This window comes from Streptomyces sp. NPDC005574 (genome assembly GCF_040605435.1).
Lineage (GTDB): Bacteria > Actinomycetota > Actinomycetes > Streptomycetales > Streptomycetaceae > Streptomyces.
On the sequence record NZ_JBEXCW010000009.1, the window covers coordinates 130,362 to 142,938 of the forward strand.

Here is a 12,577-nt window from a genome sequence, read left to right on the forward strand (position 1 = left end):
CGCCAGTGAACGTAGCAGCAGCCCTCGCTGTCGCTGAACCCCAGGACGTACCTGTCCGTATCCGTAGGAGAGGTCTCATCTCGTGACACACGCGGACAACAACGGCCGCTCGCGGGGAGCCTCGCGGGAGGTGAGCCACATGGCGATCCCAGCACCCACGGCCCGTACGGCACTCCGCGGCGCGGCGGTGGCCTTCTGTTCCGCTCTCGTCCTCGGCGCCTGCTCCAGCGGAGGCGGCGGGGGCGGGGGCGGCGGGGGCGGCGGTCAGTCGAGCAGCCCGTCCGGCTCCGGTGCGCACACGGCCGGCCACGGGACCCGGGTGACGGTCATCGAGACCGAGTACGGGCTGAAGCTGTCCCGGTCGTCGTTCACACCCGGCACCTACACCTTCGTGTCCGACAACGCCGGCAGGGTCACGCACGCCCTGTCCATCGACGGGCCGGGTGTGCAGGACGCCAGGACCAAGAACATCCAGGGCGGCCAGACGGCGACGCTGACAGTGACCCTCCAGAAGGGCACCTACGACGTCTTCTGTCCCGTCGACGGTCACCAGCAGCTCGGCATGGACCAGCACATCAAGGTCGGCTGAGGCAACGGCGGCGTCCTGTCGCGTACTTCGCCCCGGTTGCCGGTGCGGGCTGAGAGGAAGCTGAGAACTTCCTGTGTCAGGCTGACGCGCCCCACCGGCCGCCACGGGGAGACCGTGCGCGCGTCGGCTTCGCCCGGTCCCTTCCTGGAGGAAACACCCGATGAGCCTCACCGTGGTCAACGGTCTGCCCGCACACGTCCTGATCGTGCACTTCGTCGTCGTACTCATTCCCCTGTGCGCGCTGGCGGTCGTGGTCGGCGCGGTGTGGCCGAGTGCCGCCCGGCGCATGGGAGTCGTGCTGCCGCTGCTGGCCCTGGTCACCCTGGCGAGCGTGCCGCTGGCCTCGCACGCGGGGGAGTGGCTGGAGGAGCGCGTGGCCGGCACCGCCCTCGTGCGCAGGCACGCCGAACTCGGCGACGGACTGCTGCCCTGGGCGGCGGGCCTGTTCCTGCTGGCGATCGTGGTCTGGTGGGCGGCCCGCAGGTCGGCCGCGGCGGAGGCCGGTTCGGCGGAGCAGGCCGGGCCTGTCGCGTCCCGGTCCGCGTCGGTGGTCCGGGTCGCGGCGGCGGTGCTGTGTGTCGGGGTGGCGGCGGGCGCCGTCGTGGACGTGTACCGGATAGGCGACTCCGGGGCGAAGGCCGCCTGGCAGAACGGCTACTCGAAGACCGCCCAGGACGACCGGAACGACAACGGCTGACGGCCCCCACGTACACGGTCGCTCCCGGGCGGGCCCCGCCACACGGTCACCGCGACCACCGGCCTATTCGGCCCGCCCGGGCCGCGGCCCCACCTCACCTGGGCCTGATCCTCCGTCCCGGTCGGGCTCCCGCGCGGGGGTCGCCGTCGGTTCGGCGGGAGCCTGCGCGGGCCGGGTGAGGAACCGGTCGGGCAGCGACCAGGCCAGAACGCACAGCCACATGCCCAGCCAGCCGATGCTCAGCAGCCAGCCGCCGATCACGTCGGTGAACCAGTGCACCCCGAGATAGACGCGGGTCAGTCCGACCAGCACGGCCCAGCAGCCCGCGGCGACGGCGAACAGAGTCCTGCCGTGCGGGGAGCGCAGAAGCACCGCCAGGATCAGCAGCCCGGCGGTGAGGGCCGCCGTGGTGGTGTGTCCGGAGGGGAATGCCCAGCCGGAGGCGTGCACCTCCCAGTCCGCGCGGGGTGGGCGGGCCCGTGCGACCAGCGTCATCATGCCGTAGCGCACGGTCTGTCCCGAGGCGAGGCAGCAGACGGCGAGGCCGGCGGCGAGCAGCCGGTGACGCGTGGTGCGGACCGCGAGGACGCCGGCCAGCACGGCGAGCGCGTACGGCACGGGGCCCGTCCCGGTGGCGGTGACGGCGCGGGCCAGTGCCACGGCCACACCTGGGCGGTGGGCCACGGACCAGGCGTGCAGCGCGTGGTCGGCGGGCAGCGGGCTTCCGTCGCCGAGCAGGAACAGGGTCAGCACGCAGAAGCCCATCAGCGCTCCGACGCCGACGCTTCCCGCCAGATCGGCGACCTTGCCCCGGCTCATGACGCCACCGGCGGCACACGCGGTGCGATGGTCATCCGCGCGCCTCCTTCGCCTTCGCCGCCCGCCGGGAGCGGTACACCTCGGAGGCCAGCGGAATCAGCGAGACGACGACGATCACCGCCACGAGCGGCAGCAGATACCGGTCCACGTCGGGGATCGCGGACCCCAGCGCGTACCCGGCGAGCGTGAGGCCGAGGCTCCAGGCGAGCCCGCCGGCCGTCTGCCAGACGGTGAACGTGCGTACCGGCACCCGCAGCGCGCCGGCCATCGGGTTCAGCACCGTCCGCACCACCGGCACGAAACGGGCCAGCACGATCGCCTTCGCGTAGCCGTACTTCTCCAGCAGTTCCTCGGCCCGCCGCGCCCCTTCGTGCAGCCGGGCCGAGGAACTGCGGGCGAGCAGCGCGCCGCCTCCTCTTCTCCCGAGCACGTAGCCGCACTGCGCGCCGGCGAGCGCACCCACGGCGGCGGCGGCCAGCAGCGGCCCCAGCGACAGCCGCACCCCGCTGTCGGCGGTGCCGGTGCACAGCAGCCCCGCCGTGAACAGCAGGGAGTCGCCGGGCAGGAAGAAACCGATGAGCAGACCCGTCTCGGCGAAGAGCACCACACCGACGCCCAGCACTCCGAAAGCGGCCAGCAGTGAGTGCGCGTCGAGCACGTTCACAGCGAGCTGCGACGATAGGTGCATGGGTGTGTTCATCGTCGTGAGCCCCTCAGTCCGGACGCGGCGGGTGCGGCGGTACGGCTCCCGCCGCGTTGACTACAATCCTGTAGACGGTCTACTGAACTGTAGACGATAGCGGGGGGAGGATCGTTCCCATGACCGACACCAACGACGAGCGACGGCCGGCCGGCGAACTGGAGGCCGCCGTCATGGCCGCGCTCTGGGCCGCCGGCGCACCGCTCACACCGGGCCGGGTGCAGCAGGAACTCGCCTCCGACCTGGCCCGTACGACGGTGACGACCATCCTGTCCCGGCTGCACGAGAAGGGCGTCGTCGACCGCGAGCAGCAGGGACGCGGGTACGCCTACTACCCGGTCCACGACGCCGCCGGGCTGACCGCGCGGCGCATGCACGGCGAACTCGACCGGGACGCGGACCGGGAGACCGTTCTGGCGCGGTTCGTCGCCCAGCTCAGTCCGGACGACGAAGAGGTGCTGCGCCGACTGCTGGAGGGCGAGCAGGCATGATCCTTCTGCTGCTGGTCCCGCTCCTGGTGCCGCTGGCCGTGCCGCGGGTGGCGCGCCGGGCCCTCGACCGTCTCGCGCCGGTCACCGCGCTGTGGGCGCTGACCGCCGCCTGCCTCGCGCTGGCGGGGGCGTGCGTGGCGGCGCTCGGTGCCGTCGTGCTGACCGCGGTGCTCAAGATTCCCGCCTTCGCCGCGCTCGGCCAACTGGTCCATCCGCTGCGCACGCCTTCGGACCTCGTCGTCGTCCCCGCGGCCGTGTCGGCGGCCGGGGTGCTGACCGTCGGGCTCTGGGCGCTCGGTCGTTCGGCCGTACGACAGGTCGTCGCCTTCCGCGCCGCCCGCACCCAGGCCGACCGGCGCCCCGCCGCCGGTGACCTGTGCGTCATCGACTCGCCCCACCCCGACGCGTACGCGCTGCCGGGACGCCCGCACCGCATCGTGGTCACCACCGCGATGCTGCGCAGCCTCGACGCGGCCGAGCGTGAAGCGCTCTTCGCCCACGAGCGCGCCCACAACGCCGGGGGCCACCACTACGCCCTCGCCGCGGCCGAACTCGCCGCCCACTGCCACCCCGCCCTGCGCGCGACCCGTGCCACCGTCCGGCTCGCCGCGGAACGCGCCGCCGACGAGGTCGCGGCCACCGCGGTCGGCGACCGGCGCCTGACCGCCCGTGCCATCGCCCGCGCGGCCCTCGCCGGCCGGCACTCCCGCTCCACGCGCCCGGCCTTCACCCCGGCCGCGACCACCGGCCCCGTCCCCCAACGGGTCGCCGCCCTCCTGACTCCGCCCGGCTCCCGCCCGCGCGCCGCCCGCTGGACCGCCCTGCTCCTCGCGGCCTGCGCGGCGCTCTCGGTCACCACCGCGACCGCCGGCGTGCTCACCGTCCACCACGAGGTGGAGGTGGCCCAGGGCGAGGAGAGCCCCTAGGGGCCCGCCCCGCCCCCGGAGCCGGCCTCAAAGCCAGTCGCGCCGCTTGAAGATCACGTACAGGCTGACGCAGACCACCCCCATCAGGCCGATCGCGAACGGGTATCCGAACCGCCAGCTCAGCTCGGGCATGTGGTCGAAGTTCATGCCGTAGATCGTCCCCACCAGGGTCGGCGCGAACAGGATCGCCGCCCAGGACGAGATCTTCTTGAAGTCCTCTTCCTCTTCCGGCTGACCTGGTGGTTCGTGTTCCGAATGCGCCCTGACCTGCGCTGGTGCACCTTTCTGGATCTTTCACGGTCGCGCAGCTTTGTGCGCCCGATTCTCCCCAGGTGCTCCCCAGCGGGCTGGATTCTCCCCAGATTCTCCCCAGCTGGCACTGTGCCGCGGGCATTGGGGCGCGGCTCAGGGCTGCCCCGCGTTGTCACTCCATGTGCCAGGTGGGCCGCGGGTGTTGGGCTTGGAAAATGACGCTCGTGACGCTCATCCTGATGGGGCGTCAGGCGTTCTGGAGCGGTGGTCAGGTGTTCCGCCAGGTACGCGAGCAGGGCTGGGCCTTGGGGGTCCGTGACGCTGGTGCGTGCTCAGGCGGGCCGGGCGGGGGCCCGTGGATCGACTTTGAATCCGCCTTGCGGGGTGGGCTCAGCGGTGAGGCTGCCGTCGAGGAGTTCGGCGCGTTCTTTGAGACCGATCAGGCCGTGGTGGGCGCTGGGGCAGCGGGACGGACGGGCGGGTGGGGGCGGTGTTGGTGACGGTGACGCCGAAGTGCTGCGCGTCGTGCCACAGGCGGACCTCGGCACGGGCGCCGGGGGCGTGTGCGCACGTTGGTGAGAGCCTCTTGGACCGTGCGGTAGATGGTGCGCTGGGCCGTGGTGCTGATGTGGGGCGGGAGTTCGCCCGTCAAGGTGGTCTCGATGCCGCTGTTGGCGATCAGCTGCTCGAGGTCGGCGAGGGTGGGCTGGGGAGTGTTCTGTCCGGTACGCCCGTGGCGGCAAGGCAGTCTCGCCTGGGCGAGGGCCTGCTGGCGTCGGTGGGACGCGGTGACGTCTCTGGCAGCCTGCGGACGGAGACACTGCCAGAGACGAACACCTGCGGGTTGTGCACCCAGGTCGACGCGGAGTGCGCGTTGGCGGTCAGCCGGCCAGCCGCGGGTCGTCGCCCGCGGCCACCCGGGCGCGGGCACGGTTCAGATCACCCTCGTTGTGCAGCATCCCGGGATGCGTGAAGGTGTCCGGCGCGGCGTGGGCGGTGACCTCGCCGCCCACGGCCCCGGCCGCTGCCGGCCCTCCGGTCAGTTGCAGGATCCTGCGGCGGCTTATGCGGTGTTTGTTGTGGTGAGCCATGTACGCCTCCTTGCGGGGGGAGAGGAGTTTTGTCCGGGCTCATGGGCGGGAGTGGTGAGGCGGACCCGCGGCCCGGCTGTCAGGGGGCCCGGTGACTGCCGCGACGGCTGCCTCGGCGGCGTCGGGCGGCGAAGAGCAGGGCGAGTGCCGCGAGGGGGAGGGCGCCGGCCAGGGTGGTGGTGCGCCAGGGGAAGGAGGTGCCAGCGGAGGAGTTGGGGGTGTTCCGTGGTGCTCCCTCGGCGGCGCCAGCAGGTGTTCCGGAGGACTTGGTGCGGGCCAGGGCCACGTCGTTGCCGTCGCCGCCCTTGTACGTGAGGGCGTACTCGGTGCCGAGCACGGTGACCTTCGCGCCTTCTGCGAGCCCGGTGAAGGTGCCGGAGATCTTGTCGGAGCCGGAGTTGGAGACGAGTACCGTCTCGGTGCCGCTCGTGGGCGCCTTCGCCTTCGGGTCGACGTGCAGGTGTCCGGCGAGGGTCACCTTGCCGGTGACGTGGAGCGGCTTGCCGTCGGCCCGGACGGTGAGTCGCGCCTCGCGGGCCTGGGTGTAGTCGCCCTTGACGGTGAATGCCCCGGTCATGCTTCCGGTGGCCCGCAGCTCGCCGCCCTGGAAGGAACCGGAGAGGTCGCCGGACGCGGCCGTGTCGGCGACGGTCAGCTTCGCCTCGTTGCCGTAGCGGACCGTGGCGCCCTTCGCCAGAGCTACGTTCCGCAGTGTCTGGTCACCGGCCTTGGTCAGGTCCAGCTTTGTGCCTGCCGCGGCGAGCAGCACCGCGCTGCTCGACTTCAGGCTGCTGTCGGCGCCGGTGAGGGCGAGGGTGCCCTTGGTGACCTTCGTCGGCCCGGTGTAGGAGAGTGCTCCGGTCAGGCTGGTGGTGGCCGCGCCTACCTGGGTGAAGGAGCCGCTGCCGCTGATCTTCGACAGGGTGAGGGGCGTGGTGGCGTTCTGGGATATCAGGGAGCCGTTGTTGACGACCCGGTACAGGGGCGCGTCCGTCAGCAGCCCTCCGTCACCGCCGGCCTTTCCGCTGCCGAGTCGGAGGGTGGCGCCCTTCTCGATCGTCGTGGAGCCGTTGTAGTGCTGGACGGCCGCGAAGGTGACGTCGTTGCCGTGTACGCCCTTGATGACGATGTCGCCCTGGCCCGGGGCGGAGAGTGTGTCGTGGAACCTGCCGCCGCCGATCGGGGCGCCGAGTGTCACCGGGCCGTTGTAGGCGAAGGCGAGCGTGGAGCGGGACCTGGCCGCCAGCAGATTGATGTAGACGGTCTGCGCGGTGCCGGGCATGAAGATCTTGTCGGTGGTGCCGTCGCCCCACTGGACGTTCGCGCCCTTGATGTTGGTGCCGCGCTTGTTGATGTTCTTCGGTACCGGACGCCAGTTGATGTCCGGGTCGCTGAGGGTGGGGTCGGTGTCGCCGCCCTGGTCGCTGTGGCTGTACTGACCGGTCAGGATCACCTTGCTGCCGGGCCGGGACTGGACGTTGATGTCGCTGCCGTACTCGCGCTGGTAGAAGTTCTGCCGCAGCGTGATCGTGTGGTTCAACGGGGTGTCGACGGTCCAGGTGCCCTGGTTGAGGACGGCGTGGGCGTTCGGCAGCGACACCGGGAACTCGGGTGCCCCGGCGTCCATCTGCGTGCCGTTGTCGATCACGCCCGAGAACGGATGGGTCCCGGCCAGCTGGAGCTTGCCCCACATACCGCGGGGCTGGGTGATCAGGCCCGCGCCGCTGAGGGTGCCCAGGTTGAAGGTCCGTGTCAGCGAAAGGCGCAGGGTGCCGTCGACGCGGATGTTGTCCTGGTTGAGCGCGAAACCGGGGGTGTTGTACGGGAAGCGGCCGATCAGCCCGGTGCCGCCGCCCGTCCCGTACTGCAGCGTGGCACCTCGTTCGACGGTGACGGCGGGCGGGTCGGGCTGGTCGACGGTGACGTACGGATGGTTGCCGCCCTGAACCTTCGCCGACTGCCGCTGCCGCGCCTTGGGCAGGGTGAAGTCGCTGTCCCTGGTGAGGATCAGGGTGCCGGTGCCGCCGATGCGCAGCGTGCCCTCGCCGCTGATGACGCCCGGGAATGTCGTGGTCCCCGACGGGACACGCACCAGGGCGTCGCCGGTCAGCGTCACATCGCGGCCCGCCAGGATCTCGGCGGTGATGTCACCGCTGCCGCCTGCCGCGTACGCGCTGTGCCACGGCGTCAGCGAGGCCAGGAGCCCCAGCGCGGCGGGCAGCGCGGCGCGTCGGGAGCAGCGGCGGTGGGCGGGTCCCTCGGCGGCGGGCAGGTGAATCGGGGGATTGCGCATGGACGTGACTCCGGTGAGCGGGGTGGGGGGGCGACCGGGGGACCAGCTGCTTCTGGTGATCAGGGCCGCACCGGCGAGGAGCCTGGCGCGGCCAGGCTCCTCGCCTTGGTCGTTCGCGTGCACGGACACGACACCAATAGGTTCGAAATACCGGACGCTGTACGGCTGACTGGTCGAAGTCCCCGATTGTGGCACTGGGGGAGGTGGGGGTCAATGTGTGTGGCGTTCGTGAACTTCTTATCCTTTTGGCCCAGTTGATGCAGGTCTCAGTGGCGGGCCACGCCCATGCGGGGCCCGTCCCGCGTCAGTCCACGTCCATGACCTGCCACAGCTGACTGCCGGCGTTCGTGTCCGTCGTCTGCACGAGCTGCGCGCCTGCGGCCGTCGACGAGCCGGACACCGCGAGGAGCTTGCCGCTGTTCGCGTTTTTCATCTCGTAGGAGCCGTTTTCGTTGGCGACCGGCCTCCAGTGCTGGCTCGCACTGTTGTGGTCGGGCTGCTGGATGACGGTCGCACCGTCCGCGGTGGACCCTCCGGTGACGTCCAGCAGCTGACCGCTGTTCAGGTTGACGAGCTCGTACGTGCCGTCACCCACCGCAACCCACCGCCACCGCTGGTTCGGCGCCCCGGTGTCGTTCCACTGGATGATGTTCGCCCCCGCGGAGGTCGATCCGCTGGAGACGTCGATCGCCTTGCCGCTGTTCTTGTTGAGGATCTTGTAGAACGTGTTCGCGGCGGGGAAGGAGAGAGAGGCGAACGCGTCCAGAGCACAGACGGTGTTGGAAGAGGACGCGTTCTTGGTGCCGGTGCAGACGACCTTGATCGTGTGGGGGCCCGCGGCGAGATCTGCCTTCTCGAACAGCGGCACTTGCTTGGTCACCGTCGGGGCGTAGGCGTCGATGCCCGACTGCGCCAGAGTGCCGTCGACGTAGACGTCGACCTTCCCCATGTTCGGCTGCTTCATGCCGAGATACCGAATGCCCGTACCCGTGAAGGCGTACTGGACGTAGTCGCCCGCTTTGTTCGTGTAGCGCTCGGACCCGTTGAAGTCCTGCGTGTCGTTCCAGTTCGACCAGCCCGGGGAGTAGGTGAGGCTGGAGTCCTTGTCGTCGGCGTAGGTCCAGCGCTGCCGTACGAGCGACTTTGACGCGGGTGACGCATTCCCCTGGGCGTCCACGACGTAGAGCCGGTAGTCGCCGGCTGTCGGCGGGACCCCGATGGTCGTGGCGGTTCCGGTCGCCTTCGTCATCGTGGGGCCGACGGCGAACCTCGTCGTCCCCGAGGGGGCCAGCCAGAGCGTCCTCGTCGCGTCACCGACGGTGCGGACGGGGATGGATGACACGCCCTTGCCGGTGAAGGTGCTCGCGGGCAGGGCGTAGTCCTGCAGAGCCACCCTGCTTGAGGGGACGATGTCCTTGTAGGCGTCCTCCGGGCCGGAGTTCACAGTGATGGCGTACGCCTGCGAAGGCCAGACGTTGTCCGCGTACGCGTGGACGTCCTCGATCGTGCTGTTCGGGACGTTCTTGTTGGCCATCTTGTTCACGGTGCCGTAGGTGTTGGTGATCTTCAGGTCGTGCTGTCGGCCCCAGGTGCCGGAGTTGATGGTGTATGCCACGCCCGGGTCGACGTCGAGCACGTTGTCGTGCTCGTTGATGTACGCGGAGCCTTCGTCAGGGTGGAGTCCGTACTTGTGGCCCGCCGGAACACCCTGGATGTAGTTGTCGCTGATCTCGGTGCCCGGCTGGCTGCCCAGGGTGTAGATGGGAGCGGAGTCGCCGAGCACCTGCATCGTGTCGATGATCTGGTTGTGGCTGATGGTGTTGTTCTTCGCCGTGGTGGTCGGGACACCGGGGCGGATCGAGTTCTCCGAACCGTCGAAGTTCCACCATCCCCAGCCGAGCGTGATGCCCGCCCACGGGGATTTCTCGATCCGGTTGTGCTGCACGGACAGGGAATCGGGGAAGTACGCCGAGACGGGGCTGGACCCCTGGAACAACACCGCGCTGTCGTAGAGGTAGTTGTTCGCGACGGAGATGTTCTTGCAGACGCCCTCGACGTTCACCGGGTACTTCTCGTTGTTGGTCGAGGTGTGGTCCCCGATGTACACGTGCTGGGGATGTCCCACGGTGATGGCGGAGCCGGCGATGTCGTTCGTGATGTTGCCGGTCAACTGCGAGTCCTTCACGTCGTTGACCAGGTGGATGCCGTCAGCGCCGGTGTGCTGCACGGTGTTGCGCACCAGGGCGATCCCGTCGGCGTTCTCGATCTCGACGGCCCCCCGCGGCAGGTCGACGTTGCGGTAGGTGTAGGCGTGGAAGTTCTTCTTCGCGTACACGGTCGAGCCGGCGTTGCCCTGCTGGCCCTGCCGGAAGACGGAGCCCGCGACCTTGACCAGGTTCCAGTCGGAGTGTTCGACCGTGAGCCCGGAGAAGGTGATGTTCCGCGCGTGGTCGGTCGTGGACGTGCCGGCGATCTTGATGAGGGTGGACACTCCGGTCGGCGCGAAGACCTGCGCCGACGACATGTCTTCCGAGTCGGGCTTGTCGTAATACAGCGTGTGCTTCGCCTTGTCGAAGTAGAACTCCCCCGGCTGGTCCAGGAATTCGTACGCGTTCATGAAGGTGTGGCTGCCGCCGGGGTTGAAGTTGCCGTTCGGCGGCCCCTGGGCGATGGCCGCGCCCGGCTGCTGGAACAAGGCCACGCGCTGGGTGCCGTCCGTACTCGTGGTGATCTGGCGGACGCCCACGATGGCCGTGGTCCAGGTCGTCGCCGACTTGATCTCGACGTCGTCCTGGTTGGAGGCGACGGCGGGCAGATCCGAGAGGCCGTACTTGGCTCCGTCGCACTGCGACCCCGACTCCCAGGCCCAGGGTGCCTGGCCGGCCGTGATCGAGTAACTCCCGTAACAACCAGCCGAGTTGATTGTCTTCGATGCCATCTGGGCGCGCTTGCCGTTCACGTAGAGCGCGCGGAGCTTGTCGTCGCGGTCCAGCGGGGCCTTCCAGATGTTGCCGCTGTGTCGTGTCCAGCCGGTGACCTTAACGCCGCCGTCCAGTACCGGCTTCTCGCCCGGGTAGGCGGCGTACGTGACACGGTGACCGTTCGTTCCGGAGTCCGCCGACGTGAAATCGATCGTGCTGTTCACCGGGTAACTGCCGCCGCGCAGATACACGTTGATGTCTCCGGTCATGTTCTTGTTGACCGTGCGCACGACGTCCCGTGCGTGCTGGAGCGTCTTGAACGGTGCGGTGATGGTCCCGGCATTGGTGTCGTTGCCGCCAGGGGCGACGTAGTAGGTGGCCTGGGGCGCGGCCGAGGCCAGGGTCGACGTCGTGAGGGATGTCAGCAGCGCCGCGGAGAGAGCAGCGGCAAGGAGTGCTGACGAGGTGCGGAGGGTGGACGTGAGGGGCTTCATCGTCTGCCCCTCCTGCCAGTTCGGGCAGTTCGGACGGTTCGGAAAGTCTTCATATGGCGGCTCCAAGATGTGGTCGGTGTGAGGGGAAGCGGCTCTTCATCGCCGTCGGCCCGTGAGCGTCCCGAGGGCCGAGAAGCGTCGGTCACCGACGACGGGCGCTTCCCCTTCGCATGCCGTCGACAGGCGCCGCGGAGTCTCCATCGGACGCCGGGCTGACGGCGGCGCCGTGGATCCCGCTGGTGACGGGGGTGTCAGGTCTGATCAGCCCCTGGCATCGGAGGTCGTCCCAGAGCGCCTGGGGTACCTCGGGCCGGGCGGCGTACTCGGTGCGGGGGCCGTGTTCAGAGCGCCGGCGGCGGTGTAACGGACAGCGAGAGTCATCGTGTTCTCAGGGTCCCTTCAGCATGGGCGCCGACGGTCAGACGCGAACCGGTAGCCGGTAGAAGGCGGTCGCGGTGCCGGCGAGGAGCGCATGGATCACGCTCTCGCTACAGTCGGTGAGCAGTTCGTCGACGGTCGCGGCCCAGCGGTTCCAGCCGCCCGCGAGGTTCGCGACTGGCCAGTCCGAGCCGAACATCAGCCGGTGGGGGCCGAACGCGGTGAGCAGTGTGTCCCAGACGGGGCGGATGTCACCCGTGGTCCAGGTGGTGTGGTCGGCTTCGGTGATCAGTCCGGACAGCTTGCAGACCACCTGCTCGTGTGCGGCAAGCCGGTGCATCTGACGTCGCCAGTCGGCCAGTTCGCCGCGGGCGAGGGGCGGCTTGCCGGCGTGGTTGAGCACCTGGGGCAGGCCGGGGAAGCGTTCGGCCAGGTTGATCGCCTGGTCGAGCTGGTGGCTGCGGACCAGTACGTCGTAGGAGAGTCCGCGGTCCCGGACCGCGGCCAATCCTCTTTCGACGTCCGGACGTTGGAGCCAGCCAGGGTCCGTCTCACCCTGGACGAGATGACGTAGGGAGCGCAGACAGGTGCCGCCAGGTCCGGCGAGCAGCTGGTCCAGGACCTCACCGATGGAGGGAGACGTCAGGTCCGCCCAGCCGACCACCGCCTCGATCAGCGGCTCGTGTGCGGCGAGGGCGAGCAGGTCCTGGGTCTCGGACACGTCAGGCATGCACTGCACGGCCACCGTGCTGTGCAGGCGGCGGCCCGCGACGGTGCGGGTCGCGGTGGAGCGCAGGTCGGAAGGTGTGAAGGTGCGGCGGATCGCAGTGAGGCCGGGGTCGTCGAGCCAGGGTTGCGGACGCTGGTCGAGGTCCCACAGATGGTGGTGGGCGTCGATGAGAGCGGGGGTGGGGGGCATGGCGGGT

The 12,577-nt window shown here is 69.9% G+C and carries 10 protein-coding genes and 2 pseudogenes; 4 read left to right on the plus strand and 8 right to left on the minus strand.

What is annotated here, in order from left to right; genetic code table 11:
- The first annotated feature begins 139 nt into the window (after positions 1–139).
- Together ABZT03_RS09565 and ABZT03_RS09570 are read left to right on the plus strand one after the other, a co-directional pair.
- On the plus strand, positions 140–589 hold the full coding sequence (locus ABZT03_RS09565) for a plastocyanin/azurin family copper-binding protein (protein ID WP_356035877.1): 450 nt from the start codon (positions 140–142) through the stop codon (positions 587–589).
- A 160-nt stretch (positions 590–749) separates the two neighbouring features.
- Positions 750–1,286 carry a DUF2231 domain-containing protein gene (locus ABZT03_RS09570; protein WP_356035879.1) on the plus strand — a complete coding sequence of 179 codons (537 nt, stop codon included), beginning with the start codon at positions 750–752 and terminating at the stop codon, positions 1,284–1,286.
- A 63-nt stretch (positions 1,287–1,349) separates the two neighbouring features.
- On the opposite strand, the gene ABZT03_RS09575 is transcribed toward ABZT03_RS09570, so the two are convergent.
- On the minus strand, positions 1,350–2,105 hold the full coding sequence (locus ABZT03_RS09575) for a phosphatase PAP2 family protein (RefSeq protein WP_356035882.1): 756 nt from the start codon (positions 2,103–2,105) through the stop codon (positions 1,350–1,352).
- A 31-nt stretch (positions 2,106–2,136) separates the two neighbouring features.
- Positions 2,137–2,805: a DedA family protein gene (locus ABZT03_RS09580; RefSeq protein ID WP_356035884.1), complete on the minus strand. Its 669-nt coding sequence runs from the start codon at positions 2,803–2,805 to the stop codon at positions 2,137–2,139.
- A gap of 119 nt (positions 2,806–2,924) precedes the next feature.
- Between ABZT03_RS09580 and ABZT03_RS09585 the strand changes: the two genes are divergently transcribed.
- Positions 2,925–3,296 carry a BlaI/MecI/CopY family transcriptional regulator gene (locus tag ABZT03_RS09585; RefSeq protein WP_356035886.1) on the plus strand — a complete coding sequence of 124 codons (372 nt, stop codon included), beginning with the start codon at positions 2,925–2,927 and terminating at the stop codon, positions 3,294–3,296.
- Complete coding sequence (locus tag ABZT03_RS09590) at positions 3,293–4,222, plus strand: M56 family metallopeptidase (protein ID WP_356035889.1); 930 nt, start codon at positions 3,293–3,295, stop codon at positions 4,220–4,222. The genes ABZT03_RS09585 and ABZT03_RS09590 overlap by 4 nt, the downstream gene beginning before the upstream one ends.
- Positions 4,223–4,249: 27 nt before the next feature.
- Here ABZT03_RS09590 and ABZT03_RS09595 read toward each other — a convergent pair.
- From ABZT03_RS09595 to ABZT03_RS09620, 6 genes and pseudogenes are all read right to left on the minus strand, one after another.
- Positions 4,250–4,450, minus strand: a pseudogene (locus ABZT03_RS09595) (CorA family divalent cation transporter); the annotation flags it as partial.
- A gap of 356 nt (positions 4,451–4,806) precedes the next feature.
- Positions 4,807–5,189: pseudogene (locus tag ABZT03_RS09600) on the minus strand (ATP-binding protein); the annotation flags it as partial.
- Positions 5,190–5,355: 166 nt separating this feature from the next.
- Positions 5,356–5,565, minus strand: a complete 210-nt coding sequence (locus ABZT03_RS09605) for a hypothetical protein (protein ID WP_356035892.1) — start codon at positions 5,563–5,565, stop codon at positions 5,356–5,358.
- 79 nt (positions 5,566–5,644) lie between these two features.
- Positions 5,645–7,858, minus strand: a complete 2,214-nt coding sequence (locus ABZT03_RS09610; protein ID WP_356035895.1) for an autotransporter — start codon at positions 7,856–7,858, stop codon at positions 5,645–5,647.
- A gap of 304 nt (positions 7,859–8,162) precedes the next feature.
- On the minus strand, positions 8,163–11,273 hold the full coding sequence (locus ABZT03_RS09615) for an RICIN domain-containing protein (protein ID WP_356035897.1): 3,111 nt from the start codon (positions 11,271–11,273) through the stop codon (positions 8,163–8,165).
- A 418-nt stretch (positions 11,274–11,691) separates the two neighbouring features.
- Positions 11,692–12,570, minus strand: coding sequence for an amidohydrolase family protein (locus tag ABZT03_RS09620; protein WP_356035900.1), 879 nt, complete (start codon positions 12,568–12,570; stop codon positions 11,692–11,694).
- Between the last annotated feature and the right edge of the window lie 7 nt (positions 12,571–12,577).

Bases quoted from the DNA above. Each gene is read 5' to 3' on its own strand.
- ABZT03_RS09620 (WP_356035900.1), bottom strand. From the start codon at position 12,570: ATGCCCCCCACCCCCGCTCTCATCGACGCCCACCACCATCTGTGGGAC.
- ABZT03_RS09610 (WP_356035895.1), bottom strand. From the start codon at position 7,858: ATGCGCAATCCCCCGATTCACCTGCCCGCCGCCGAGGGACCCGCCCAC.
- ABZT03_RS09615 (WP_356035897.1), bottom strand. From the start codon at position 11,273: ATGAAGCCCCTCACGTCCACCCTCCGCACCTCGTCAGCACTCCTTGCC.
- ABZT03_RS09585 (WP_356035886.1), top strand. From the start codon at position 2,925: ATGACCGACACCAACGACGAGCGACGGCCGGCCGGCGAACTGGAGGCC.
- ABZT03_RS09590 (WP_356035889.1), top strand. From the start codon at position 3,293: ATGATCCTTCTGCTGCTGGTCCCGCTCCTGGTGCCGCTGGCCGTGCCG.
- ABZT03_RS09570 (WP_356035879.1), top strand. From the start codon at position 750: ATGAGCCTCACCGTGGTCAACGGTCTGCCCGCACACGTCCTGATCGTG.
- ABZT03_RS09575 (WP_356035882.1), bottom strand. From the start codon at position 2,105: ATGAGCCGGGGCAAGGTCGCCGATCTGGCGGGAAGCGTCGGCGTCGGA.
- ABZT03_RS09565 (WP_356035877.1), top strand. From the start codon at position 140: ATGGCGATCCCAGCACCCACGGCCCGTACGGCACTCCGCGGCGCGGCG.
- ABZT03_RS09605 (WP_356035892.1), bottom strand. From the start codon at position 5,565: ATGGCTCACCACAACAAACACCGCATAAGCCGCCGCAGGATCCTGCAA.
- ABZT03_RS09580 (WP_356035884.1), bottom strand. From the start codon at position 2,805: ATGAACACACCCATGCACCTATCGTCGCAGCTCGCTGTGAACGTGCTC.